This is a genomic window from Streptomyces sp. NPDC058335 (genome assembly GCF_042723915.1).
Classification (GTDB): domain Bacteria; phylum Actinomycetota; class Actinomycetes; order Streptomycetales; family Streptomycetaceae; genus Streptomyces.
This window is the reverse complement of the sequence record NZ_JBHXHX010000006.1, coordinates 279354-304477: the sequence shown is the minus strand read 5'-3', so window position 1 is coordinate 304477 and position 25124 is coordinate 279354. Positions and strand designations below refer to the sequence as shown.

Below are 25124 nucleotides of genomic sequence, written 5' to 3'. Positions count from 1 at the left end.
CCGGGCCTGCCAACGGGGCTTAAGCGGCGCGCTGTTCGTCGTCGGGGTAGGCGCAGGGCACGCACATACCGAGCGAGGCGGGGATGACGTAGCCGGCATCCCGCTCGCACTCGGGGCAGGTACGGCGCGCGGTGTTGGCCTTGGACAGGGCCGCCCATTTCGCGGGCGTCATCGGCCGGATCGGCTTGGCCTTGTCGATCTCGTAGAGGTAGGCGACCAGCGGGCCGCGTCGGCGGCGGGGCCGCTCGATCTGCGCCACCACGTCATGACCACCGGGCCTCAGCCCTTTCGTGCGGAGTTGGCGGCGGGTGGCCAAGCCGTCCGGCGCCAGGCGCCAGACGTAGACCGGGATGGAGGCCATCACCGGCTCGCGATGGCGAGTTCAGCACCGCCGGTGTCGGGGTCGCGGTACTCGGCGTAGCGGGTGGACACCCAGCCGACCGACCAGCCGCACAGCTCGGCGGCGGCCCGCACCGGCAACCCGGACTCGAACGCCGCCTTCACGAGCCGGCGGGCCCGGTCCTCGGGGAACTTCTCCTTGGCCGGTCCAAGGGCCAGCAGCGCAGCGCGTTCACGCTCGGCCAGTTCCTCGCGCTCGGCGTGTTCACGGCGTTCACGCTCGGCTTGCTCGGCACGCTCACGCTCGCGGCGCTCGGCGCCCTCGCGCTCACGGCGTTCACGGTCGGCCCGCTGCTGTTCACGCTCGCGCTCAGCGTGTTCACGCGCCTCGCGTTCGGCAGCCTCGCGGGCGGCCCGCTCCTCGCGCTCCTCCCGCCGCCGGCGCTCCTCGCGCTCCGTGGCTTCCGCGGCGAGGCGGGCTTCGTGTTCACGCTGTTCACGTGCCAGGTTCGCGGCGTGCTCGCGCTCCTCGCGTGCCTCCCGGCGGGCGGCCTCTGCTCGTTCGCTCGCGGTCTGCTGGGCTGCTTCGCGTTCGGCCCGCTGCTGTGCCTCCAGCGCGGTGACGGCGGCGGTGATGGCGCGGCGGTAGGCGAGTCCGGTCTCGGCGGTGACGATCAGCAGCAGCGGCGCCACGGAGTGGATGGCCACGCCGACCAGGTCTTTCTTTAGTGCGGAGTCGGCGGTGTTCAGGGCGAGGGTCATGGTGCCGGTCATCCACCGGAGCATGATCGGCCACCGTCCACCGTGCCCACCGAGGCGGGCAAGGACGGAGTCGAGTCGGACCACGATGACCACTGCGGCGTCCACGACGAGCGGCAGGATCGGTGCCGTCCACCCCCACTTGGCGGGGGTGTGGGCGGACATGAGCGGGGTGACGGTGAGGATGGAGTACAGCATCGCGCCGCACACGATCAACCACGTCCCGACCGACAGGGCACGCTCCGCTGAACGGATCTGAACACTGTTCACGCGGCAGCCTCCTGCCGTGAACGCACCCAGACGGAGGCGAGCAGCCACACCGGCGAGGCGGGGTCGGCGGGGTCCGTGCTGAACTCCGTCCACTCCCACTCAGCCGCCGGCGCCTGAACGAACCCCAGCGCCGTGAGCGCCTGCGCCCGCTCCGTGAACGTCGGCACCCGCTCACCGGGGCCGAAGCTGTGCTCGGGCCACGGATCGAGCGAGCCTCGTACCACCACGTACAACCGCCAGCCGCTCTGACTCGCAGACAGTTGCGCTCGGAGCTCCCGCGCCATCACGCCACCGCACCCGAGACGACGCGGTTGGCGAGCACCGCCCGCTCGGACAACACGCGGCGGCGATCGCGGCGCACCCGGCGCTGGTCCAGCTCGGTGGGCGCCTGGTCGAGCAGGGCGATCTGCACGTCCAGCGCCTCGACGTCCGCGAGGATGCCCAGCATCTCAGCCTCGATCGCGTCCAACTCGGAGTCGGTGGGCTCCATCCAGTCCGCGAATGCGGTAACAGCTTCCTGAACAGTCACGATGTGCTTCATAGGGTCGTGTTCTCCCTGCAAGGTGGCAACGGCCCGAACCGCGCCCCCGGTGTTACAGCACCGGGGGCGCTTGCCGTTGGGGTCGGAATATCCGGCTCCCCTCAACCCCGCCCGTACGGACTCCGCAAAGTGCGGGACCGGACGGGCGGGGGAGGCAACCGGCGCAGCGTGAGCCGCCGCGAAAGCTGGATACGGGAGGACCGAGCTACTGCACAGGCGACGCCGGCCGGTCCATCACGGCGACACCCAAAGCTGTCGTTGGCTCATCGGGACTCCTCTGTCGAAGGGACACGGCTTCACCGGTCCGCCATCCAGGGGGACCGGTCCCGAGCCGGGGAATCGGGCGCGTCATCGTCACTGCTCTGACGCCAGCAGGGCGGCGCGTACCAGGTGGCACCCCTACGGTTGACCTCCGGTGGCGGAGGGATGATCCCCAGGGCTGTTCTCCAGAGCTGGCACGCGGGACAGGACTGGTTCACCTGCCGCGAAGTGGCCGCCTGCGGCCGTCACCCGGGCCGCTGCGGAGACGGGGACTCACACCCCGTCGTCTGACAATCTGTTGAGTTCTCAAGTAACCGACGCTGCCTTTGTACTGGCACCCCTGCGGGCGCTTTCCTCCGGACGTTCTTGCGCGCCGCGATTCCGGGACTAGCCCTTAATCTGGTGCGCACCAGTAGCTTGCATCTGGTGCGCACCAGAGTCAAGGTGGTTCGCTGATTTGGGTGGCGATCCGTCCTCGCGGTGCACCTCTAGGAGACAGTTCGAGGCGGGGTCCCCGGTAGCCAACAGGGCTTAACTTCCGTCCTGTTAACCCCTGTTGACCTGCGGCAACGTCCGGCATGCTGGGATGGTTGGGGTATGGAGCTATCGCCGGACGGTGGTCTGTGAGCACAGGACTTCGAGGCGCGCGAACGGCGCGAGGCTGGTCCCAAGAGCGATTGGTCCGGGAGATCGAGCGGTATGCCCGGCAGCACGTCACCGACGTTGCGTCCACCGCGAGCCTGCGGGTGTACGTGTCCGAGTGGGAGAACGGCAAGCGCACCATCTCGGACCGCTACGCGACTGTCCTGCGGCAGATTCTCGGTGTCACGGACGCTGAGCTGAGGGGGACCGCGTCGGCGGTTCCCGCACCGGCAGCAGATGGCTACGACGAATTGCTGAGCAGGATCGATTCGGCCAGCAGCGTCAGCGGATCCATGGTGCAGGCGTTCAACGCACAGACGGAGTTGCTGCGCACCATGGACCGGGAGCGTGGCGCGTCCGGTCTCGTCGACCAGATGACGGGGCACCTCGCTGCGCTCGAAGACGCGCTGAACTTCGCCGTGCTGCCGAACGCGCGCCGTCCCGTCGCCCTCGCACTCGCCGGTGCGTCAACCCTGGCGGCGTGGCAAGCGATTGACTCGGGTGCAGTCGAACGGGCCTGGCGTCACTACGAGTTGGCGAAGCGAGCGGCGCATGATGCCGAGGCCCCGATGTACCTTGCCCACGCCAAAGCAGAGCAGGCGTACGTGCTCCGCGAGGCGGGACGGCCGGCGCTCGGTGTCGACCTGATTCGGGATGCGCAACGCACCCTCGGCGGGCACGGCTCGCCCCGGCTCCGGGCGTGGCTGCTCGCCGCAGAAGCGGAGCTGTGCGGCCATGCCGGAATGGTGGACGACTCCAAGCGCGCTCTCGATGCGGCCATGGAGGTCATTCCGCCGGGACCTGAGGACCGCGACCCGGACATGCTGAGCATCTTCCTGAACGGCGCCCACCTGGCTCGATGGCAGGGCAACGTGCTCGCCCTGCTCGGTGAGACCGATGCGGTCGGCAGCCTCTATGCAGCTCTGGAGATCGCAGACCCCAGTTTCGTCCGTGCGCGAGCAGGGCTACACACAGACCTGGCACAGGCCCACCTGGCGCGAGCCGAGTACGACGACGCCCAAACGCACCTGCGGCAGGCGCGCCTGTTGGCCGGCCGCACTGGTTCGGTGCGGCAGCGCCGCCGTGTCGACCTGCTCAGTGCGCGGCTGTGACCCCCGGCTTTCCGCGGTTTGCCAGAATGTGGAGCAGTGCGACCAGCGTTCCGGAACCCATCAGGTCACCGCGCGCCATGAGACCCGGAATGTCTGCGAGGGGCACCCACTCGATGTGGCCGGCTTCTTCGAGGTCGGTCGGCGTACCGACTTGTTCAGCCCCGTAGCCCACGAAGATTTCGTGTGGTGAGTCGACCATCCCGATCATGGGCTGATAGGTGACGACGTGCTCCAGCGACTTCGGTCGCCAACCGGTCTCTTCCACGACTTCCCGGAGCGCCGTCTCGGCGGCATCCTCCCCTTCGTCCACGATGCCGCCGGGGAGCTCCCAGCCGAATTGCTGCGGGACGAAGCGATACCGCCACATCATGAGCACGCGGTCCTGGTCGTCCACGACGGCCGTAATCGCGACGTGGTGCAGCTTCACCACGTGATGCTCGAACCGCTCTACCCCGGGTGGCTCAACATCCCAGAGTTGGAGCTTCACCCACCGGTTGTCGTAGAGGTCGCGCTCACCGTGGATGCGCCACGGTTCGAGCCCTTCTGGGGTCTGCACACTCACCGGTCCCGGTACGCGGTACGCGCTCCGTCCGCGAACCTCCAACGCACCCTCGGAGACGAGACGCGCAAGCACCTGGCGCAGCGCCGTTCGGCCGATGCCGAGTTCCTCGCTCAGGGTGCGTTCGGACGGGAACTTGGTACCGGGGGCGTACTCGCCTGAGGCGAGCCGTTCGCGGAGCGTTTCGTAGACCTTCGTCGTCTTCGGGCCCATGCGCGGAACACTCTCCGTTCTGCCGTGGTGCGTACCAGCGTAGCGGGGGTGGGCACCCGCATCATCAGCGGCGAGCCCGCGCGGTAAAGCCGACGCCTAGTCTCGCGTCCCCGTTGGCAGAGACAGGCGTCGCTAGGCCGCGGCTCCTTTTCACGTCTGATCCGTCTCTGGCGCTTCGATAGTCACGGCGTCTTCCGTCTCAATGATCAGCGGACTTGGCAGGTCCCAGCCTGGCACGGTGCCAACCGTGCTTAGCAATTCTTTTCTGATTGCCTCAGCCTTCGTGGGATCAGTCATGGCAGTTCGGGCCATCAGCAACAACTGAGTGCTCGTCACTAGACAGTGACCCTTGCTTTTGCTGTAGGCGAGCATCTGAGCCGGGAAGGCTGGTTGCGTTCGTTCAGTCAGACTTTTCTCACGCCACGCGTTGACAACGAGAATGGCTCTCGGGGTCGACTCTCCGGCAATGATCTCCTCAGAGACCCATTTTTCCAATTGTGCGGCATGCTTTTCGGCAGCACTCTTGCTGATTCCCTTGACCTCGACGACAGCCTGAGAGTCCCCCGATTTTACGCGAATGTCAGCCCTGCCCTGCACAGTAGGTAGGATTTCAAAGCCGAGAGTTTCTAGGGCTCGCTCGACTTCAGACTCTAGGACGCCACCTTGGCTGTATAGCAGACGCTTCCATTTCCCTTCCCCTGCCTGTGATGCCTTGATTTTATCAATCTTTTCGAGGAGTTCCTTGAGTTCATCTTGCAGCGTCGACAACTGGTCATCGAGGGCTCGCATCTCAGGGAAGGAAAAATCGGCGACCCAAACGGGAGCGTCTTCGGTTTCCTGTTGCATCTGGCTGCGCAGCCAAGCGTGCAAACGCTCAGGCGTGGAAGAGTGTTCTTGTTCTGTGGCGCTGACATCTGACTCCTCGTCTCCCTCCTCACCCCCAGTGGGATCCCAGTAGGGTTCAGGAAGGATTGCGAGGATTCCTCCATCTTTGTATCTAACGTAGGATCCAACCGTGTTATCGGTTTGTGCAATCTTGAAAGCGGGCGAACCGGGGTACTTCTTGAGGACTCCTCTGTACACCCAATATCCCTGAGTCTCTCGCCAGAGAGCCTGAAGTGGTCCTGGCAACGCTTCAACCTCAACCCCTGCGCCTGGAGATATCTCCAGTTCAAATGGGAGAGCCCGATGAAAGCTGATCGGTGCCACTTTTCGGGTCTCGACCCTATTCCTTCCGGTACCGGAATCCCGTTCGCCGGTAGGATTCAGGATTTCGTGTTTCCGTCCCGGGAAAATAACCAGGGCCCTGCCCAGTCTCAGGATTTCTGCAAACTCATCGCGTCGTCGTTGAATAGCCTCCAGAAACTGCCTGGATTGCCCATCATTAAGCGTGGGCAGGCCTTGTTCCTTTCTGCAGATATCGTTGTAGTGCTCGAATGTTCCTTCGATGTCCCACAGGACTACATCGAAGTCGTAGCAGGAGACTGTCGACGCGAAACTAACCTCTAGAGAATCCTCGATAGGGTAGTTGCAATCGATTAGCATGGTTCTCATGGAGATATAATGCCAGTGTCCCCGTGTTCGTGTAAGCCATTTGCTCAGAGACGGTCTCCAGGTCGGTGCAGAGGTCTATGGGGCGCACGCCCATCGCGGACGGCACCCTTCACGAGGCCCCAGGAGCGGGGGCTTCGTCCAACTTCCCGTAGGAGTCCAGCATCCAGCGGACGCCGTTGTCGTCGGTGAAGTACAGGGTGGGACGGTTGTTGTGCAGAGTCGTCGGCGACCAGTGCTGCGACAAGAATCGCGCAGCCCGTCCTGGCCCGAGTACGTGCACGGGCAGCGTCAGCCGCTCCCCTCGTGACTCCACCGATTGGTTCCAGTGGCCACGCCACTCGTGGACCTCTGCAGCGGTGTGCGCGCTGCCGAATCGGACTTCGACATCGTGTACGGGCACGTCACTCTCATTGTGTGCCGTGACCACCCAGTGATCGTCAGGGACAACTGCGCCCTGTCCGTCGGTCGTGGCACCAGCCCGACGCTCGTGCATGCGTACTCGCCGGGCCTGCGTCGACCGTCGATCCTCCGCCGCAGCGCGCAGCTCTGCACGCTCCATTTCCAGGTTCTGCTGTTGCTCGCCCATGAACCGCGACTGCTCGGCAATAAACGACCGCTGTTCGCCGATTTGCCGCCGCTGGCTCGTGATCGTTTGGTACGCGAAGACCGCCGCCCCGATTGCACCGCCCGCTCCGATCCATGTCGGGACATCGCCCCAGTCCGCCAAGCCCACGCCTGCCCCTTCCTGCCGACGGCTGTGACTCGGTTGCATGGTTGCGTCGTCTTGTCGCCGTTTCGGATCCGCAGACACTGACGCCTCTCCAGGACGTACAGTTCCGAGGCACATCACGCGGGCACTCTCAAGATCTGGACGGTACGTGGACGAGATGCCCTGAGTCTCGATCACCGATAGGCAAAGCAGCAGGTCAAGGCACAGATAGGCTGGCGCTCTTGCGCAGACTGTAAATCTGCCGGCTCAGCCTTCCCAGGTTCGAATCCTGGCGCCGCCACGCTGAGTGAGACCCCCTCCGAACTGCGGAAACGCAGAGCGGAGGGGGTCTGCTTCGTTTTTTGAGGCTTCTTCTTGGTTGCCGACGTCGGACATGGTCCCGGCCGGGCTCATCGGTCGCCGGGCGGTGGCTCTCCCAACGCCGTCCCCGGTGCCTCCTCCGGGGTCTTCGCGGCTCTCCTCACGTCCGCTTCGACGGCGTTGCGGGGCCTGCCCTCGTCCTTGGCGTAGTCGGTGAGCGCGGCCTGGGTGTCGCGGGCGAGATCGCGCCAGGCACGCCAGGCGGTCTCGTAGGTGTCGGTCTGGGCCTGGGACCAGGGGGCTGCCGTAGGCGCGCCGTAGGTGTCCCGCAGGTGCAGGACCCTCGCGTGAGCCTCGTCGGCCGCGCGCTGTTTCGCCACGAGTTCCTCGAAGGTATGTGCCACATGTAGGGATGCTAGGGAGGGGACGGCAGTTGCGCGCGGCGAGCGGGGCGTACGTTGTCGCGCGGTACCCGTGTGGCGCACTGGGGCAGACTGACTCCATGTCCAGCCGTCGCAGAACCTGCCCCGAGTGCCGTCGGGAGATCGCCGTGGTCGCCGGACGGTTCGCCCGCCACGACCCGCCCGGCGCGCGCGAGAACGGCCGGCTGACCTCCTGCCCCGGATCCCGCAGCACGGCGCAACTGGGTGCCGCCCAGCCCTCGTTGGACGGGTACGTGGTGTCCGGCATCCCCGGCCAACTGCCGCTGTTCTGAACGCCGTCGGCAAGGCGCCCGGCAGCGCGCTCAGTTGCCCGCGACCGACTTCACCGCCACCGGTACGGGCGTCGACCCGGAGACCAGTTCCAGGGTCAGGCCGGCCGTCGCCGGGGTGTCGAGCAGTTCCGCGAGGACGGCGGCCACGTCGTCGCGCGGGATCGACCCGGGGCCCGTCCGCGCCTCCAGCCGGACGAGGCCCTTGCCCGCGTCGTCCGTGAGTGAACCGGGGCGCAGAATCGTCCAGTCGAGACCGTCCAGGCCCTGGACGTACGCGTCGGCCTCGCCCTTGGCGCGCTGGTAGACGTCGAAGACCTCGTCGCCCTGGTGGTCGGGATCGGCGCCGTAGGAGGAGACGACGAGGAAGCGGCGTACGCCCGCGCGTACCGCCGCGTCCGCGAACAGGACCGCCGCGCCCTTGTCGACGGTCTCCTTGCGGGTCGTTCCGCTGCCCGGGCCCGCGCCCGCCGCGAACACCGCCGCGTCCGCGCCCTGCAGGACCTCCGCGACCTGCTCCGTGGACGCCGACTCCAGGTCCAGGACGACCGGTTCGGCGCCGACGGCCCGCAGGTCGTCGCTCTGTTCGGCCTTGCGGACGATGCCCGCGACCTCGACTCCGCGTGCGGCGAGCAGACGCTCCAGCCGCAGTGCGATCTGACCATGACCCCCGGCGATGACAATGCGCATGCCCTCGACCGTACGCCCGGCCGGGGCCCCGCGCTGTCCGGCCCGGCCGTCCCGGCGGGAGAACGACGCCCCCCGCGCCCTACGACTAGGTCCCCCGCCCCTGCCGCGGCAGCCCCAGCTCCGCTGCCGCCGCCGAGTCGCAGTACTCGCGCACCGCGCTGGTGCGCGCCACCACCCGGCCCCGGTGGATCACGATCCGGCTGTACGCCAGCGAGAGCGCGCCAGCCAGGCGGTCGCCGCGGACGGCCAGCAGATCGGCGGGGAAGCCTGCCTCCACCCGGACCTCCGGGAGGCCCAGCGCCGCCCGCGCAGACGTGCTGACGGCGTCGTAGGCGTCCTCCGGGCGCAGGCCGTGGCGGGAGGCGAGGAGGTACGCCGCCTCCAGCGGGTCGCCCCGACCGACCGGGTTGGAGACGTCCCGCAGGCTGCCGCTGCCGGCCGCGACCCGGACGCCGGCCGCGCGCAGCAGCCGTACGGGAGGAGTCCCGCGGCGGTCCGTGGCGCCGCAGCCGCCCTGGGGGAGGCACACCACCGTGATGCCGGCCGCGGCGAGTTGGTCGGCGGTGCGGCCCGCGGACTCGGCGGGGAGGCGGGCGAGGGCCGCGCAGGGGCCGAGGGCGACGCCGGGGCGCAGGCCGCCCGCCATGGCGGCCAGCCGGGCGAGCCGGGCCGGGTCGGCGGCGTCGGTGTGCAGATCTACGGGGCAGCCGTGTTCGGAGGCGACCTCCAGGACGGCTTCCACGTAGCCGGTCGGGTCGGGGTCCAGGTCCGGGCAGCCGCCCACCACCGAGGCGCCCATCTTCAGCGCGTCCCGCAGCATCGCGAGCCCGTCGGCGCCCGCCGCCCCGGTGAGCAGCCGGGGCATCGCCACCGTCGTCAGCTCGGCCAGGCCGCGCAGCGAGCGCCGGGCCTGGAGGACGGCCGCCAGCGCGCCGAGCCCCTGGACGTCGCCGACGCGGACGTGCGCGCGGGACGCCGTCGACCCGTGCCCGAGTTGCAGCAGTGCGGCCTCCGTGGCGCGGCGCTGCACGTCCTCGGGGGCGTACGAGACGGGGCCGTCGGTGTCCGCGGAGAGGGCGATGTCGGCGTGGGCGTGGGGTTCGGCGGGGGCGGGGAGGAGGAGGTAGCCGCCGAGGTCCAGGCGGGTGCCGGGGGTGTGGGCGGGGCCGGCCGTCAGGCTGCCTGCGGTGCCGACCGCCTCGATGCGGCCACGGCCCAGCCGTACGTCCACGGTCCGGCCGTCCGTGAGGCGGGCGCCGCACAGCAGGAGGGTGCCGGGGTCCGGCCGCCCGTCCGGGGAGCCTCCGGGCGTACCGGAGGACGGGGGCGGCTGCGGCTGGCTGTCGGGCATCGCGCTCCAGGGGCTCGGCAGAGAGTGGGGGCTCGGTGCCCGAGGGCTCGGGCAAGATCACACAGAGTGAGTCGAGCCTAGGGCGGCCGTCCGGAGCCGACGGGGAGGAGCGCAATAGTCGTACCGGTGTGGTCCGGTGGGTCCGAGGGGCTCAGGAGCCTTGTGCCGCCTGGGCGGAACGGGGTCGGACGGGGCCGGGTAAACGGATTTGGGTGAACGGCTGCGGACCGTGTAATGTCTTCATCGCTCGCCCCAATAGCTCAGTCGGTAGAGCGTCTCCATGGTAAGGAGAAGGTCTACGGTTCGATTCCGTATTGGGGCTCTGGTGGGTGAGGTTCCCGTCGCGAGACGGGACCTGATCCCATCAAAGCGGTGTAGCTCAGTCGGTAGAGCAAGCGGCTCATAATCGCTGTGTCACCGGTTCAAGTCCGGTCACCGCTACTGACAGTAGCCGATTGTGGGGTCGGTCCTTCGATCGGCTACTCTTCTTTGTGTATATGTCCCATCCGTTCGTCAAGGAGCACTCACGTGGCTGCCACCGACGTCCGCCCGAAGATCACGCTGGCCTGCGTGGAGTGCAAGGAGCGGAACTACATCACCAAGAAGAACCGGCGTAACAACCCGGATCGCATGGAGATGAAGAAGCACTGCCCGCGTTGCAATGCGCACACCGCGCATCGCGAAACGCGATAGTTAGTAGTTACAGGCTCGTACGTGAGGCCGTCCCCGAGTGATCGGGGGCGGCCTCACGTCGTTGAGCGACCAGTACCGGTCAGTAGAGCGACGCAGAGCAACCAGGAGGTGCCGAGCCGATGGCGCTCGACCAGTCCTTCGTCGGGCGGACCTACCCGCCCACCGATCCCTATGAGGTCGGCCGGGAGAAGATCCGCGAGTTCGCGGAGGCCGTGGGGGACACCCACCCGGCATACATCGACCCGGAGGCCGCCAAGGCGCTCGGGCATTCCGATGTGATCGCCCCGCCGACCTTCGTGTTCTCCATCACCTTCAAGGCCGCGGGCCAGGTCGTCCGGGACCCGCAGCTCGGTCTGGACTACAGCCGGGTGGTGCACGGCGACCAGAAGTTCGCCTACCGGCGCCCGGTGCGGGCCGGTGACCGGCTCACGGTGACCTCCACCATCGAGGCGATCAAGTCCATGGCGGGCAACGACATCGTGGACGTCCGGGGCGAGGTCCACGACGAGACCGGCGAGCACGTCGTGACCGCCTGGACCAAGCTCGTCGCCCGCGCGGCGGAGGAGGGCTGACATGACCGCGAAGATCTCCTACGACGACGTGGAGGTCGGCACCGAGCTGCCGGCCCAGTCGTTCGGCGTGACCCGTGCCACCCTCGTCCAGTACGCGGGTGCCTCCGGGGACTTCAACCCGATCCACTGGAACGAGAAGTTCGCCAAGGAGGTGGGCCTGCCGGACGTCATCGCGCACGGCATGTTCACCATGGCCGAGGCGGTCAGGGTCGTCACCGACTGGGTCGGCGACCCGGGCGCGGTCGTCGAGTACGGCGTCCGCTTCACCCGGCCCGTCGTCGTCCCGAACGACGAGCAGGGCGCGACCATCGAGGTCAGCGGCAAGATCGGCGCCAAGCTCGACGACAACACGGTCCGCGTGGACCTGACGGCGACCAGCGGCGGGCAGAAGGTGCTGGGAATGTCACGGGCGGTCGTACGGCTGGCCTGAGGCGGGCCGGCCCGAGCGGGCACGTCCGGGCCTTGGGATGTCCTCGCCGGGACCGGTGAGGTAAGGGGCGTCCTCCTTTGAGGGGCGCCCCTTACTCATGGCCAGGGTCGGGGTGAGTGCGCGGGCGAGGCTGTCGGTGCCGTCTCGTAGGCTGGGCGGGTGCTGGAAATCCACGACGCCCCGCTCGCCCCGCTGACCACCTTCCGGCTGGGCGGCCCCGCCACCCGGCTGGTGACCGCGACGACCGACGCCGAGGTGGTCGCCGCCGTGCGTGAGGCCGACGCCGCCGGCACGCCGCTGCTCGTCATCGGCGGCGGCTCCAACCTCGTCATCGGCGACAAGGGCTTCGCGGGCACCGCCCTGCGCGTCGCCACCAGCGGCTTCGACCTCGTCGGTACGACACTGGAGCTGGCCGCCGGTGAGGTGTGGACCGACGCCGTCGCCCGCACCGTCGAGGCCGGGCTGGCCGGCGTCGAATGCCTGGCCGGCATCCCTGGTTCGGCGGGCGCGACCCCGATCCAGAACGTGGGCGCGTACGGCCAGGAGGTCTCCGCCACGATCACCGAAGTGATCGCCTACGACCGCCGCGCCGGCGAGACGGTCACCCTCGGCAACGAGGAATGCGCCTTCTCCTACCGGCACAGCCGCTTCAAGGCCGACCCCGAGCGCTATGTCGTGCTGCGCGTCCGCTTCGCCCTGGAGGACGCCGACGGGCTGTCCGCGCCGGTCAAGTACGCCGAGACGGCACGCGCGCTGGGCGTGGAACCCGGCGACCGGGTGCCGCTGACGCAGGCCCGCGAGACCGTGTTGAAGCTGCGTGCGGGGAAGGGGATGGTCCTGGACCCCGAGGACCACGACACCTGGTCCGCCGGGTCCTTCTTCACCAACCCGATCCTCACCGACGCCGACTTCGCGGTGTTCCACGCGCGCGTGAAGGAGCGGCTCGGCGAGGACGCCGTACCGCCCGCCTACCCGGCGGGGGAGGGGCGCACCAAGACCTCCGCGGCCTGGCTGATCGACAAGGCCGGCTTCACCAAGGGCTACGGCAGCGGACCCGCGCGCATCTCCGGCAAGCACACCCTCGCCCTCACCAACCGCGGCGAGGCCACCACGGAGGACCTGCTGGCCCTGGCCCGGGAAGTCGTGGCCGGGGTGCGGGAGGCGTTCGGCGTCACGCTGGTGAACGAGCCGGTGATGGTGGGGGTCGGGCTCTAGCCACGTTCCACACGCGTCTGGCGCCCTGGGCAGGGGGCGGCCGCGGGCCAAGGGCCTCCCCCGATCCGTAGCCCCGGCGGCCGCGGGCGCCCCCTGCCTCGATGGTGGGCGCTTCCTGTGTCTCCTGACTCCCCCACAGCACGGTTGTTTCCCGGTCGTGGCGGCTGAAATGCGGCCGAAACCGCCTCGCGGGCCCTGCGGCGGCGCCAGTATGTGGGCGACAGGGATCCGGGGAGGCGCGCGTGACGGTGAGCGGGACTCAGGGGACGGCCGGAGGGGACGAGGGCGAAGCGCGGACGCGGGACCTGTTCCGGCGGGCCACCGCGGTCAGTCAGGAGTGGGCCGACGCCCGCGAGGGGGGCGTGCCGCCGGACGGGGCCGCGACCGAGCGGATGCTGCGCGAACTGGCCGACGCCGAGCGGGAGACGGACGGGGTCGGGGGGCGCGCGTTGCGCATGGCGCGCGGCACGCTGCTGGCCGTCCGTCACCTGGCCGACGCGACGCACGGTGGGTCGGCCGACCCGACGGCCGACCGGGCCGAGGCCCTCGTCCTGCTGCGCGAGGCCCGGGAGCAGGAACCCGTCGACGAGCGGGAGACGCGGTCCCGGACGGCCGTCACCAAGCTGCTGATCAGGCTCCTGGTGCCGCAGTTGCCGGACCTCTCGTTCCAGGGCCGGCGGGACATGATCGACGTACTGACGGTCGGCGCCACCTTCATGGCACCCGACAGCACCGTGCTGCGCGAGGATCTCGCCGAGGTCGGTGCCCTGCTCACGGAACTGGCGGAGACCGCCGACCCGGCCGACCAACCGGACCTGGAACGCTGGACCACGCTGCTGCGGATGATGCAGACCGCCCGCGACCGGGACTCCCTGCTGGAGCTGGGCAACTTCGCCACCGCGACCGGCGCGATGCCGCCGCAGCTCCAGATGTTCATGGGCGCGGCGATGGAACTGCTCAAGGGCCTGCCCGACGCCACGCCCGTGGAGATGGGCGGCGCGCAGGAGGAGATCCGAGAGCAGGTGGAACTCGCCGCGAACGACATGCTTCCGCTGATGGAGCTGTTCGCGCCCGGCATCCTGCGTCCCGAGGAGCTGGAAAGCGCGGTCGAGGGGCTGCCGCGCGGTTCCTGGCAGGAACAGACCACGGCGGGGCTGGCCCGCTTCGGCGTGGCGATGCGCACGGGCAACCCCGAGGACCTGGTGGAGGCGGCCAAGCCGCTGCTCCAGGCCGGACAGGACCAGGACGTCCCGCCGGGCGTGGCGGCCGTCCTCCAGGCGGCGCTGCTTTCCGGTGCCTCCCTCAACGGCGGCAACATCGAGGACGCCAAGGCCGCGCAGCGCCTGCTCACCGAGGACATCGACCTGGCGGCGCTCGCCGACGGCATGGCCTCGGGCACGGCCGGCCGGGAGTTCATGGAGACGGGCCGAGCCCTCCTGGAGTACCAGCGGGTCTGCGACGCGCCCGAGGACGACCTCGACGCGTTCGACGACATCGGCGAACGCCTCCTGGCGATGCGTCAGGAGCTGTCCGAGGACAGCGGCTCGGCGAGCATCGTCCTCTTCGTCCTCGGCTTCCTGCAGCTGCGTCGGACCATGGCCATCGGCCGGGCCGGCGGAACGGTGGGCCCGCCGCTGCGGCGGGCGCTGATGTATCTGCGCGAGTCGAAGGAGCACCCCGGCATGCCGATCGCGCTGCGCGGGATCGTGGCGCCCGTCGGGGCCATGTGCAAGGCGCTGGAACAGTACATCGACCCGTCCGCCGGCAGCCTCCTGGACGACGTCGAGCAGCTGCGCGCCGCGCTCGGCGGTCCCCGCGTCACCGCCGACCAGGACATCCGCTCGCGGCTCGGCATGGCCCTCGTCCTCGACATCGAGTACGACCGGCGGGGCGATCCGGCGGCCCTGGCGGCGGCGCTCGCGGAACTGGAGGCGGCCCGCGCCGAGATCGGCGACCTCACCGGGTGCGGCACCGCGCAGGAGGTGTACCGCAAGCTGGCCGACCAGTACCGGCGCCGCGGCGGCCCCGGCGACACCGAGCGGGCGCTGGAGGCGACCGAGCGGCTGCTGGAGAAGGTCGCCGAGGACGTGCTGCTCCAGATCGGCGCCGAGCACGGTCTGGAGGCCGCGCGGGCGGCGGCCGACCGTGGGGTCGCGGCCGCCGTGTGGGCGGCGGAGTCCGGCGACGCCGCCACCGCGCTGCGCGTCCTGGAGGCGGGGCGCGCCCTCGTCCTGCGCGCGGTCGCGGCCTCGGCGAGCGTGCCGGAGCAGTTGGAGGCGTGCGGCGAGACGGACCTCGCCGGCCGGTGGCGCGAGGCCGCCCGCGCGGGCGCGGACGCCGGTACGGCCGCCGTCCGCAAGGACGCCGACACCCTCATCCCCAGCACCCTGCGGCGCCGTGCCCTGAGGACGCTGCGCACCGCCGGGATCTCGGCCGGGCCGGGCTGGCAGGAGGTGTCCGACGCGGCGGAGGCCGCCGGGGTCGACGCCGTGGTGCATCTGCTCGTCGGGCAGGGCGAAGGGCCCGGCCGGGCGCTGGTGGTACGGCCCGGACTGGCGCCGCTGTCGCTGGAGCTGACCGGGCTCGCCGCGGCGGAACGCGCGCCCCTGGAACGGTACGTGGACGCGGCACGGGCCCGTTCCGCCGTCACCGCACCCGACGTACCGCCCTCGGCGCCCGGTCGTGCGGAGGCGGTGGCGGCCTGGGCGGCGGCCCTGGAGGAGCTGTGCGACTGGGCGGGGCCCGCCGTGATGGGTCCGGTCCTGGACGTGGTCCGACCCGGCCGCCCGGCCCGCCCCGACGACCCCGTACGGCTGGTGCTGCTGCCCGCCGGGAACCTCGGCATCGTGCCCTGGCACGCGGCCCGGCTCGGCGCGGGTGCGGGGGAGCGGCCCGTGTACGCCCTCGACCACGCCGTCCTCAGCTACGCCGCGTCCGGGGCGGAGTTCGTACGGTCCGCCGCCCGGACCCGGCTGCCCCTGGCCGAGGCCCCGGTCCTGGTCGCCGACCCGCGTGCCACGCTGGCGTACGCGGAGCACGAGGTCGAGGCGCTGCGTGCCGCCTTCTATCCGGAGGCCCGCTGCTTCGGCTTCCTCAGCCGGAACGTGTTCGACGTCGACGGCACCCCCGACGAGCTGCTGCCGCTGCTGCCCGGCGGCACCTCCGAACGGCCCGCCACGCTGGTGGAGTTCAGCGTCCACGGGATCGCCGGTGAGCTGCCCACCGTGTCGAGGCTGCTGCTGCACCGGCCGCGCGGCGCCGCCGAGGACGCGGGCCTGCTCACCGTACGGCGGCTGCTCGGGGCGCCCGCCGTGGACGGGGGCGGCGGCGCCGGGCCGCTGGTGGTGCTCAGCGCCTGCGAGACCGACCTCAGTACCCGGGACCACGACGAGACGCTCACGCTCACCACCGCGTTCGTCGCGCGCGGGGCCGCCGATGTCATCGGCTCCAAGTGGTCCGTCGCCGACGCCAGTTCCGCCGTCCTGATGTACGCCCTGCACCACTTCCTCGCCCAGGGCGCGGACCCCGCACAGGCGTTGCGGCGGGCCCAGCTGTGGGCGCTGGACGCCGACCGGCCCGCGCTTCCGCGCCTTCCCGGGCCGCTGGCCGTCCGGATCGAGGGCAAGCCGGCCCTGTCCGCGGACGCCTGGGCCCCCTTCATCCATCAGGGCAACCCCGCACCGGTCCGACCCGAAGGGAACACCGTTGGACACGAATGAGCTGCTGGCCCTTCTCGTCAGACACCGGGAAGAGCTTCGGCAATGGCTGGACGAGGACCAGTACCGGCACTTCCTGGCCATGACGGAACGGCTGCGGGAGGTCGGCGACGACCCCGAGCGGGCCGGCATGGCCGTGATGGCGATCGTCCGCGCCCTGTGGCCCGTCCCGGACGAGGCGGGCGTACTGGCCGAACTGCTGCACGCCGCCGATCACCGCTCGATCGCCACGGCGACGACCGTACCGACGCCGGAGGCGGTCCTCGCTGCGCTGGAGGAGCTGTACGCGGCGCCGGCGGCGGGGGAGCCGGACCTTCCCGAGGGAGAGGTCGCCGACCCCGTCGCCGCCGTCATCGCCGCGGTGCGGCGGCGGTTGCTCACCGCGCCGTCCCGGGCCGCCGCGCCGGCCGGGAGCCCGGCCGCGGGCGAGGGGCCCGCCGACGTCATCGTGCTGGCCGATCCCGAGGACGGGCCGCGCAGCCCCGAGTTCCAGTTCGATCCGGACACCGGGCAGCCCCGGGACATCGTCGTACGGATCAACCGCATCCTGCTCGCCGACCGCGACCCCTGGGGGGCCGCCGACTGGTGGCTGGGCCGGAACTCCTGGCTGGGCGGGCCGCCGGCCTCGCTGCTCGGCCGGGTACCGGACGACCGCCTGGCGGACGCCGCGCTGGCCCTCGTCGAGGAGGGCGGCCGATGACACGGCAGATCCCCCCGGAGATCACCATGGTCCCCCGGGTCACGATGCTCCCCGCCGGCACCGCGCTCTGGCGCTGCCACCGCACCCGCTACCCGGCGACCGGCTTCAAGTCGGTCGAGGCGCACACGCAGTTCGGCGGCAGCCGCTTCGACTGCACGGCCGAGGACCCCTACCCGTACCTGTACGCCACCCGTGAACCCACCACCGCGCTGGCCGAGGTGTTGCTGAGGTCCATGGACTTCGACCCGGTCGTCGGCGCCCGGCTGGTGCCGTGGGCGCAGGCCAGCCGGTACACGCTCGCCCAGGTCGTCACGGACACCGAGCTGACCTTCGTGTCGCTGCGCACCGAGGAGGACCTGGCGGCCGTCTGCCAGACGAGCTGGCTGCTCGACTGCGAGCCCGACGACTACCCGCGCACCCGGTACTGGGCCCAGGAACTGCGGCGTCAGGCCAAGGAGGCGCACGGTCTGCTCTGGCAGTCCCGGCGGCACCGGCCGCGGGAGGCGCTCGTGCTGTTCGGGGACCGCTGCGACGGCGTGCCCCTCCACAGCGAGCCGCTGGTCTCCTACGACCTCGCCACGTTCGCCGGGGTGGACGCGGCGAACCGGCTGCTGGCCCCCCTGCGCGCGGTGATCGTGCCGCCGGAGCCCGCGGACTGACCGCCCCCCCCCTGCTCCCGCCGGTCCGGGGCCGCCCTATACGGGCGGCTCCACCACCATCACCTTGAACGTGCAGTGCCTGCCGAGCCGTACGGTGTCCCCGTCCGCCACGGGGACCCGGTCGCCCGTCGGCACCCGCTCGCCGTTGACGAAGGTGCCGTTCAGGGTGCCGGCCGGGTGTTCCGTCAGCCACAGACCGCCGTCCGGGGTCATCTCGACGCTCGCGTGGCGCCGCGAGACGCCCTGCTCGCCGTCGAGGGCGGCGGCCACGTCGGGCGCCGCCCAGGCGGGATTCCGGCCCAGGTTCAGCGGGCCGCAGCTGCCGTGCAGCACGTCGACCGGCGGCCGGGTGCTGATCAGCCGCAGATGACGGGCCGACTCCTGACACTCTGGACAGGCGGCCGCACCGGAGGGGACGTCCGCGGCGCAGGACCAGCAGGAGTGGGCCCGGGACGGCGGCGCGACGGGCTCCTGCGGGCCGGTCGGCCAGGGAGGCGGTGTCGGCTCCGTCCCCTCGTTGCCGTCGTCGCCGTTCTCGTCGTCGAGGTCCACGTCCTCCGCGAGCGACTTGTCGACGTGGCGCGGAGGGCGCTGCCACTCGTCCCTCACCACGACGGCCGCCGGTCCTGGGTCCGTTCGCCCGGTACGGCCTCGATGCCGAGGCGCACGCTGCCGTCCGGCTGGACGGTGACCCGTGAGACGGTGACGACCGTGCCGGGGGTCAGGTGCACGCCGAGGTCGAACAGGCCGCGGGCGAGCGGGTTGATCAGGTGGGTCTCCAGTTTCATGCCGATGCCCCGGCCGCCGTTGTGCAGGTCACGGGTGCACTCGTCGGCGAGGACCTTCTCGGCCTCGGGGAGGACCTCCAGTGACAGGCCGCCCTGGCGCCGCATGTGCTCGACGATGTTGCGCAGCTGCCCCTTGAAGATGAGGTGGGAGGTGGGCCCGTCGATGTACTGGAAGACGACGATGTTCCCGCCGAGCCGGTTCAGCAGCTCGGGCCGCTTCAGGGTGTGCTCGAAGTGGTGGCGGACGTTGCCGAGGATCTCCTGCTCGAAGGCGGCCCGCTCGTCCGGGGTCTCGGGCAGCCGGTCGCGCCCGGCCGGGGAGGACAGGGGCCGCCCGTCCGCGCCCGACGGGCCGTGCACCCCCAGGTTGGACGTGAAGATGAGGACGCATTCGCTGAAGTACGTCGTCACACCCTGGCCGTCGGTCAGCCGGCCGTCCTCCAGGACCTGGAGGAACTTGTCGAGGACGCCCTTGTCCGCCTTGTCGATCTCGTCGAACAGGACCACCCGGAACGGGTCCTCGCGCACCGCGCGGGTCAGCTCGCCGCCCGCCTCGTAGCCGACGTACCCGGGCGGGGCGCCCACCAGGCGGTCGGCGGAGTGCGGGGCGGAGAACTCGCTCATGTCGAAGCGCAGACAGGCGTCCTCCGAGCCGAACAGGGTGGTCGCGACCGCCCGCGCCAGCTCGGTCTTGCCGGTGCCGGTCGGTCCGGCGAAGAACAGGACACCGCGCGGCCGGTGCACGGACGTCGACGCGGCCTGGGCGCCGGACAGCCCGAGCGCGGCCCGCTTGAGCACGTCCAGGGTCTGGGTGACGGCCTTCTCCTGGCCGCGCACCCGCTCGCCGATGACCGTCTCGCCGTCCCGGATGCTGTCGGCGACCGCGCCGCCGGTCCACGGATTGCGGCTGACGCCCAGTTCGTAGAGGCGGACCGCCTGGTCCATCTCGGCGAACGGCAGCCGGCGGGCGCGGGCCAGCCGCATGCTCTCCCGCATGGCGCGCAGCGTGAGCCCGCCGGCCGCCCGCGCGAACCGCGTCACGTCCTCGTCCGCCGGCTCCTCCCGCTCGGCCCCCTTCAGCAGCGGGCCCACGTCCAGTGTGGTGGCGGTCTCGGGTACGCCCGCCTGCCTGGCGAGCAGTTCCGCCATACGGCGACGCTGCCCGAGGTCCGGCATCGGCACCCCGATGCTGCGCACCCGTACGCTGCTCGTCACCAGCCAGGCCGGCAGGTCCCGTTCGCCGTCGGCGAGCCAGATCACCGGGTTGAACAGGGCGCGGCCCGTCCTGGTGCGGGGGAAGGGCCGGGACTCCTCGGCGATCTTCAGACAGCGCAGGAAGAACGTCCGTTCCTCGTCGCTGAGCTGGTTGGCCTGGGTGGGGATCCGGGAGGCGAAGTCGACCAGCAGGGCGGCGTGGACCGGCTTCTGGTAGTCGTCGTAGCGCGGATTGTCCTTCGGGGGGCCGGGCCGCTCGCCGACCCAGCCGCGGGCGAAGGACTCGAAGACCCGGGCCGCCTGACTGCCGTCGTCCTCGTCCGGACGGCCCGGCACCCGGCGTGTGTTGCGCTGGAGCAGGGTGTTCATGTCGAGGCCGTCCTCGCTGCGCGCGACGGTGAAGCCGGCCACCTGGTCGTAGCGCAGCAGGCACTTGTAGCCGGCCCGCCGCAGCCCTTCCCAGAGCAGGTCCTCCAGACACAGCGCGCGGTTGCGGCGGGTGCCGTCGTCCCGGACGTCGGCGACCAGGTGGTCGTCGCGGACGTTGCCGTGCAGGACGTACTGGGAGTGGACGCTGAGCGTGGTGAACAGCTCGGCGGCGAAGGGCGGTTGGACGGTCTGGGTGACGGCCGCCTTGGTCAGGTGCGGCGGCGTCTGGACGGGGAAGCTGGTCAAGGGTCCTCCGGGGAAGGCGGTGACGCGGGCGCCGGTCAGTGGTGGCGGTGCCTGGGCGGCGGCGGGCGTCGCCGCGCGGACCTGCGGCCGGACAGGCCCGGTGCCGGTTCGCCCGTGCGGACCTGGCCGCTGGACCAGGCGAACTCCGCGCGGACGCCCTCCGCCTCGGTGAGCCGGCCCAGTTCGTCGACGTATCCGGAACTCTCGGCGCACCGCTCCGCGTCCCGGGCCGCCGTGGCCGGGTCGGCCTCCTCCTCCGGGGCCAGCGGCCGGCGCATGGTGAAGACACGGGCCTGGCCGGTGGACGTGAGCCGGACCCGCAGCCAGTACTCGCCGCCCCAGGCCGCCGGGGCGAAGTCCCAGTGGTCGGCGTCCATACGGTCCTGCACCGAACCCTCCCCCCACCGCTCGGTCGCCCGGCGCAGCGCCGCCACCAGGTACGCCCGCTGGAGGGCGGCCGAGCGGCTCACCAGAGCCTGCCGGACCGTGCGCTCGGCAGGCCCCGAGGGAGCGACACCGTCCCGCAGGGCCCGCTGGAGCACCTCGACGGCCTCGGACGTGTCCGGCAGCGTGTCCACGCCCTCGGGCGCGGTGGCCTGGAGCGCGCCGAGGCGGAGGGCCGCGTCCTGACGGGCCCGGTCGGCGAGCAGCGCCCGTTCCGACTCCTTGCGGGCGATCAGCGCGGCCTCGTCGAGGTAGCGCCGCACCGCCTTGGGCCGCCGGCCCACGGCCCGCCGGGCCTCCGCCAGGCAGTCGTCGATCATTTCCCGGCCTGCGGAGGTGAACACCAGCGGCAGCCCGGCCAGCAGTTCGGCGCCCTCACGCAGGACGTCGTCCTCGGAGAGCGCGGTCGCCTCGGTGAGCGTGGTGGGCTCGGTGTGCTCCTGGACCGTCGCCTCGGGCTCGGGGCCGCCCTCGGCGTACCGGATCAGGACCTGGCGGCGCCGCTCGCGCAGCCGGTCGTACCAGTCGGCGTGCTCCGGGTCCTGCGCGTGGTCGAACGGCAGCCGGGCGGTCGCCCGGGACGCGCGCCGGGCCTCCGCCCGGCGCAGCGCGCGCTCGGTCTCCGCGAGCCGCTTCCACAGCAGGTCGAGGGGGACGCCGACGGGCTGTACCGGGGCGGGCGGCGGCGGGTCGCCGGGCCCCGAGGGGTCCAGGCCCAGCACGGTGATCCGCGCGTTGAGCCCGGCCGCGGCCTCCGCCGCGCGCCGCCAGCACTCGCTGCCCGTCTCCAGCGACATCTGGCGCCGGGAGAGGGCCTCCTGCTCGGCGGCGACCTTGTTGTTGAACGCCGCCAGCGCCACCGTGCCGCGCAGCGCCAGCCGCGTGACGAGCAGCGCCCCGCTGAGGTCGGCCAGCCCGACGAGGGCGGGCACGATCATGTCCTGGGCCTGGTCCGCCAGGTGCCCGACGGCGTCGCTGACGTGCGTGGCCGGGTCGGTGACGGCCGTCAGGTCAGGGACGCCGGTGCCGGCCACGTCGGGGATGCCGGTGCCGGCCACGTCGGGGATGCCCGTGTCCAGGGTCAGGCCCGCCGGGTCGGGCGGGTAGCCGTACGCCGAGATGTCCGGCATCACGGTCAGCAGATCGGTGCCGGCGAACGCGCTGCTCACGCCACTCCTCCAGAGGGGGAACCAGATGGGGAACCAGAAGGGGCCCCGGCGGGGGAACCGGTACGGGGATCGGAAGGGGACCCGGGGGCGGAGGGTGTCCCGCCCCCGGAAGGTGTCCCGAGGCCGGCGGAGCCCAGGGGCCGCCTGGCGCCCGGCACGGTCCCGCCCCCGGCACCACTCGCGGAGCCCGCCCCCGTGAGCGGCCGCCCGGCCCCGCGTGCCGCCGCGAGCCGGGCGTTCCAGGCCCGCACCCGCAGCACCGACGAGACCAGCAGGGCCAGCACGGTGGCCGTCGGCCAGATCCACACCGCGAGCAGGAACGTCCCCACCACCGTCCCCGCCACGGCCGCCAGGGCCAGCCCCGCCCACAGCCGGCCCCGCCACCCACGGCGCGTGATACGGCGGGTCACCGGCAGGGACCGGCGGGTGAGCTGGCCCATCACCGAGTGGTCGGGGTGGTAGCGCGGGCCGATGTACCAGGCCGTCCAGCACTCCACGGCCAGCAGCGCCGCCAGCGAGGGCACGCTCAGCAGCCAGGCCGTCAGCACGGTCGGCTGCGGCGCGCGGCCGGTCACATCGGCCAGCCCGACCACGAACGCGTGCGGGAAGAACAGCAGCAGCGCCCCGCCCGCGGCCCGGCCCAGCATCACCGGCAGCTCCAGCCGCCGCTGCACCAGCCGGAAGTGCCGCGAGTGGGCGTCCGTCGCCGCGAGCTGCCGGTTCCGCTCGCGTTCCCGCCGGATCTCCCGCGCCTGTGCCAGGGCCAGCGGATACAGCCGCAGTGCGAGCAGCAGCGGTACGGGCTCGCGGGCGTCCTCGGCCAGCCGGGCGAACCAGGACACGTGGGCGGGCAGGCTGCGCCGGGCCCGCTCCAGGTCGGCGCGGAGCCGGCGGGTGGCCGGGGCGGGGGCCGCGGCCAGGTGGAGGAGTTCGGCGGTCAGGGCCGGACCGGTGCCCGTCGCGGCGCGCAGGCCGTCGCGGTCGTCGGTGACCTCGGGTATCGCGGACAGCCGGGCGACGGCCGCGTCCCACTGGGCGTGGTGGTCCTGCCAGCGCCGGTCGACGTGGGCCAGCTCCTCGCCGCCGCGCCGCGCGGCCAGTCGGCCGAGCAGGCGGTGCCGGCGCAGCTCGCCCATCACGTCCACGCACTGCCGGTCACCGGCCGCCGCCCGTCCCGCGAAGGCCGGCAGGTCGCCGACGCCGAGCGGGATGCCCCGGTAGCCGGGTTCCTGCTGCGGTGCCATCCAGCCGATCAGGTCGATCAGCGTTCCCGCGTCCGGCCTGCGTCGCAGCCCTTCCCGCAGCAGTTCGTCGAGGGCCTCGGCGCGGACCGGGTCGCGCTCGGGGCGGAACTCGGTGAGCCAGTGGCCGAGCCGTTCCCGCTCCTTGCCGCGGGCCAGCCGGCGGATCATGGCCGGCCAGTCGGCGTCGAACTCCTCGCCGAGGCGCGCCGGGTCGGTGAAGGCGCGGCCCGCGTGTTCGAAGCGGGGTGTCTCCGGGGCGGGGCCGGGCGGGGCGGCCGGGTGGTCCGCCGTACGCTCGGCCGTGCGCGGGGCGGGCCCCAGCCGGGACACCACCCTCGGGCTGTGCCCGGCCAGCCATTCGGCGACCTGCTCCGACCCCCAGCGGTCCTCCGGGTGGTGGGCCAGCAGGCCCTGGCAGAGCAGCCGCACGTGCCCGTCGGTGATGTCGTCGAGGTCGAGGGCGCCCGCCTGCACCGCGTCCATCACGGACGCCGGCTCGTGGTGCCTCTCGACCGGGTGCCGGCCGCGGGCGGCCTCCGCGACCAGGACCCCGAGCGACCACCAGTCGTCCGCCGCGCGCACGATCGGCTTGCGCAGCAGCGCCTGCGGCGAGGCGTAGCGCGGGGTCGCGGCCCAGGCGCCGGACGCCTCGCGCGGCGAGCGGGCCACGAGCGAGATGCCGAAGTCGATCAGCACCAGGCCCTCGGCGGGCCGGGCGTAGTCGCCGAGGACCAGGTTGGACGGTTTCAGGTCCCGGTGCACCACGCCCGCCGTGTGCAGCGCGGTGAGGGCCCCGTGCAGTCGGCCCACGAGCCCCTGGATCTCCTCCGACGACAGCTTCCCGCGGTCGCGCAGGAAGGTGGCGAAGTCGGTGCTCCCGTGCGAGGGCAGCACATGGAAGGGGGCCCCGTGGACCGTCCCCCGCTCCAGGACGTACGACAGCCCGTCGTGCAGCGGCTCGGACAGCAGGGCGGTCACCTCGTCGTCGGGGGCCGCGTCGGGGTGGAACCACTTCAGCACCCGCTCGGTGTCCGGCCCGACGGCCTTCTGGTCGAGCACCCGGAACACGGCCGCGCGCAGCTCGGCGGAGCGGCCCTCCTCACCGGCCCGGTGCACGGTCTGCTCGCCGCGCCTGGGGAGGCGCTCGCGTGCCAGGAAGCGGGCGGCCAGAGTGGGCGGCAGCGTGCCCGGATCGCCTCGCGGGTCGGGTGCGGGCAGGCCGCCGCCGGACGCCGTTTCGGGCTCGAAGAGCGTCGGCGGGACGAGGTCCTCGCCGGGGCCACCGGGATCAGCAGGAAACGTCATGGAATTCACCTGCGGACTGAAAAGGACCGAGCGGTCCGGGGGCGGACGGGTGGAACGGGCGGAACGGGCGGATCCATGAGTGAAGGCCGACCGGCCCGGACTGGAGAAAAGGAATTCGGATGTGCATGCGATTTCGGCGAGGGGCGCGGAGCGGGGGTAATTCAGTGGTACGGCGACGGCGTCGCGCGGCGGCGGACCGGTGCCCGGCGGAAGGGAAAAGAGGCCGCCGCACGAACTCCGCCCCGGTCCTGCCCGCGCTTGCCGAA

The 25124-nt window shown here is 71.7% G+C and carries 23 protein-coding genes and 3 tRNA genes; 12 read left to right on the top strand and 14 right to left on the bottom strand.

Translation table 11 applies throughout. The annotated features are described in order from the left end of the window. Positions 1–19: 19 nt before the first annotated feature. The 4 genes from ACFWJX_RS13975 to ACFWJX_RS13960 are packed head-to-tail and all read right to left on the bottom strand — an operon-like array spanning position 20 to position 1909. The gene (locus tag ACFWJX_RS13975) at positions 20–361 is read right to left on the bottom strand and encodes an RRQRL motif-containing zinc-binding protein (RefSeq protein ID WP_383241469.1); all 342 of its coding nucleotides are present in this window, start codon (positions 359–361) and stop codon (positions 20–22) included. Then, on the bottom strand, positions 361–1368 hold the full coding sequence (locus ACFWJX_RS13970) for a DUF2637 domain-containing protein (RefSeq protein ID WP_383241466.1): 1008 nt from the start codon (positions 1366–1368) through the stop codon (positions 361–363). The genes ACFWJX_RS13975 and ACFWJX_RS13970 overlap by 1 nt, the downstream gene beginning before the upstream one ends. Continuing rightward, a complete protein-coding gene (locus tag ACFWJX_RS13965; protein WP_383241463.1) occupies positions 1365–1595 on the bottom strand; it encodes a DUF6303 family protein in 231 nt (76 codons plus the stop codon). Before ACFWJX_RS13965 ends, ACFWJX_RS13970 begins: the two co-directional genes overlap by 4 nt. A 56-nt stretch (positions 1596–1651) precedes the next feature. Next, entirely contained in the window at positions 1652–1909 is a 258-nt protein-coding gene (locus tag ACFWJX_RS13960; protein ID WP_383241460.1) for a DUF6284 family protein, read from the bottom strand. Between the two features lie 1007 nt (positions 1910–2916). Here ACFWJX_RS13960 and ACFWJX_RS13955 point away from each other — a divergent pair. Next, entirely contained in the window at positions 2917–3924 is a 1008-nt protein-coding gene (locus tag ACFWJX_RS13955; protein ID WP_383241888.1) for an XRE family transcriptional regulator, read from the top strand. On the opposite strand, the gene ACFWJX_RS13950 is transcribed toward ACFWJX_RS13955, so the two are convergent. The 3 genes from ACFWJX_RS13950 to ACFWJX_RS13940 form a co-directional block, all read right to left on the bottom strand. After that, a complete protein-coding gene (locus tag ACFWJX_RS13950) occupies positions 3908–4696 on the bottom strand; it encodes an NUDIX domain-containing protein (RefSeq protein ID WP_383241457.1) in 789 nt (262 codons plus the stop codon). The two genes, ACFWJX_RS13955 and ACFWJX_RS13950, sit on opposite strands and share 17 nt — an antisense overlap. A 150-nt stretch (positions 4697–4846) precedes the next feature. Then, on the bottom strand, positions 4847–6250 hold the full coding sequence (locus ACFWJX_RS13945; protein WP_383241454.1) for a hypothetical protein: 1404 nt from the start codon (positions 6248–6250) through the stop codon (positions 4847–4849). 109 nt (positions 6251–6359) lie between these two features. Continuing rightward, the gene (locus ACFWJX_RS13940) at positions 6360–6983 is read right to left on the bottom strand and encodes a hypothetical protein (protein WP_383241452.1); all 624 of its coding nucleotides are present in this window, start codon (positions 6981–6983) and stop codon (positions 6360–6362) included. Between the two features lie 179 nt (positions 6984–7162). Here ACFWJX_RS13940 and ACFWJX_RS13935 point away from each other — a divergent pair. Further along, positions 7163–7260 (top strand) — tRNA-Tyr (locus ACFWJX_RS13935). A gap of 109 nt (positions 7261–7369) precedes the next feature. Here ACFWJX_RS13935 and ACFWJX_RS13930 read toward each other — a convergent pair. Further along, complete coding sequence (locus tag ACFWJX_RS13930) at positions 7370–7684, bottom strand: hypothetical protein (RefSeq protein WP_383241449.1); 315 nt, start codon at positions 7682–7684, stop codon at positions 7370–7372. A gap of 98 nt (positions 7685–7782) precedes the next feature. Between ACFWJX_RS13930 and ACFWJX_RS13925 the strand changes: the two genes are divergently transcribed. Next, positions 7783–7995, top strand: coding sequence for a hypothetical protein (locus tag ACFWJX_RS13925; protein WP_383241446.1), 213 nt, complete (start codon positions 7783–7785; stop codon positions 7993–7995). A 30-nt stretch (positions 7996–8025) separates the two neighbouring features. Here ACFWJX_RS13925 and ACFWJX_RS13920 read toward each other — a convergent pair whose 3' ends face one another. Together ACFWJX_RS13920 and ACFWJX_RS13915 are read right to left on the bottom strand one after the other, a co-directional pair. Next, positions 8026–8682, bottom strand: coding sequence for an SDR family oxidoreductase (locus ACFWJX_RS13920; protein ID WP_383241443.1), 657 nt, complete (start codon positions 8680–8682; stop codon positions 8026–8028). 85 nt (positions 8683–8767) lie between these two features. Further along, positions 8768–10033, bottom strand: coding sequence for an amidohydrolase family protein (locus ACFWJX_RS13915; RefSeq protein WP_383241440.1), 1266 nt, complete (start codon positions 10031–10033; stop codon positions 8768–8770). 249 nt (positions 10034–10282) lie between these two features. Here ACFWJX_RS13915 and ACFWJX_RS13910 point away from each other — a divergent pair. The 9 genes from ACFWJX_RS13910 to ACFWJX_RS13870 all read left to right on the top strand — a co-directional run bounded on the left by ACFWJX_RS13910 (position 10283) and on the right by ACFWJX_RS13870 (position 18018). Next, positions 10283–10355 (top strand) — tRNA-Thr (locus tag ACFWJX_RS13910). A 46-nt stretch (positions 10356–10401) separates the two neighbouring features. Next, positions 10402–10474 (top strand) — tRNA-Met (locus ACFWJX_RS13905). Between the two features lie 87 nt (positions 10475–10561). Next, positions 10562–10726 (top strand): 50S ribosomal protein L33, encoded by a 165-nt coding sequence (gene rpmG / locus ACFWJX_RS13900; RefSeq protein WP_018834916.1) that lies wholly within the window; start codon positions 10562–10564, stop codon positions 10724–10726. A gap of 119 nt (positions 10727–10845) precedes the next feature. Then, positions 10846–11298, top strand: coding sequence for a MaoC family dehydratase N-terminal domain-containing protein (locus ACFWJX_RS13895; RefSeq protein ID WP_383241437.1), 453 nt, complete (start codon positions 10846–10848; stop codon positions 11296–11298). Position 11299: 1 nt separating this feature from the next. Next, positions 11300–11728 (top strand): MaoC family dehydratase, encoded by a 429-nt coding sequence (locus ACFWJX_RS13890; RefSeq protein WP_150472338.1) that lies wholly within the window; start codon positions 11300–11302, stop codon positions 11726–11728. Positions 11729–11887: 159 nt separating this feature from the next. Continuing rightward, on the top strand, positions 11888–12943 hold the full coding sequence (locus ACFWJX_RS13885; protein WP_383241435.1) for a UDP-N-acetylmuramate dehydrogenase: 1056 nt from the start codon (positions 11888–11890) through the stop codon (positions 12941–12943). 248 nt (positions 12944–13191) lie between these two features. Continuing rightward, positions 13192–16662, top strand: a complete 3471-nt coding sequence (locus ACFWJX_RS13880; protein WP_383241432.1) for a CHAT domain-containing protein — start codon at positions 13192–13194, stop codon at positions 16660–16662. After that, a complete protein-coding gene (locus ACFWJX_RS13875) occupies positions 16649–17359 on the top strand; it encodes a hypothetical protein (RefSeq protein WP_383241429.1) in 711 nt (236 codons plus the stop codon). Before ACFWJX_RS13880 ends, ACFWJX_RS13875 begins: the two co-directional genes overlap by 14 nt. Further along, positions 17356–18018 (top strand): RES family NAD+ phosphorylase, encoded by a 663-nt coding sequence (locus tag ACFWJX_RS13870; protein WP_383241426.1) that lies wholly within the window; start codon positions 17356–17358, stop codon positions 18016–18018. The genes ACFWJX_RS13875 and ACFWJX_RS13870 overlap by 4 nt, the downstream gene beginning before the upstream one ends. A gap of 36 nt (positions 18019–18054) precedes the next feature. On the opposite strand, the gene ACFWJX_RS13865 is transcribed toward ACFWJX_RS13870, so the two are convergent. From ACFWJX_RS13865 to ACFWJX_RS13850, 4 genes are read right to left on the bottom strand one after another with little or no spacing between them, the layout of a single operon-like run. After that, positions 18055–18630 (bottom strand): FHA domain-containing protein, encoded by a 576-nt coding sequence (locus tag ACFWJX_RS13865; protein ID WP_383241422.1) that lies wholly within the window; start codon positions 18628–18630, stop codon positions 18055–18057. Next, positions 18624–20696 (bottom strand): AAA family ATPase, encoded by a 2073-nt coding sequence (locus ACFWJX_RS13860; RefSeq protein ID WP_383241419.1) that lies wholly within the window; start codon positions 20694–20696, stop codon positions 18624–18626. The genes ACFWJX_RS13865 and ACFWJX_RS13860 overlap by 7 nt, the downstream gene beginning before the upstream one ends. A 35-nt stretch (positions 20697–20731) precedes the next feature. Next, a complete protein-coding gene (locus ACFWJX_RS13855; RefSeq protein ID WP_383241416.1) occupies positions 20732–22309 on the bottom strand; it encodes a hypothetical protein in 1578 nt (525 codons plus the stop codon). Continuing rightward, a complete protein-coding gene (locus ACFWJX_RS13850) occupies positions 22306–24858 on the bottom strand; it encodes a serine/threonine-protein kinase (protein WP_383241413.1) in 2553 nt (850 codons plus the stop codon). The genes ACFWJX_RS13855 and ACFWJX_RS13850 overlap by 4 nt, the downstream gene beginning before the upstream one ends. Between the last annotated feature and the right edge of the window lie 266 nt (positions 24859–25124).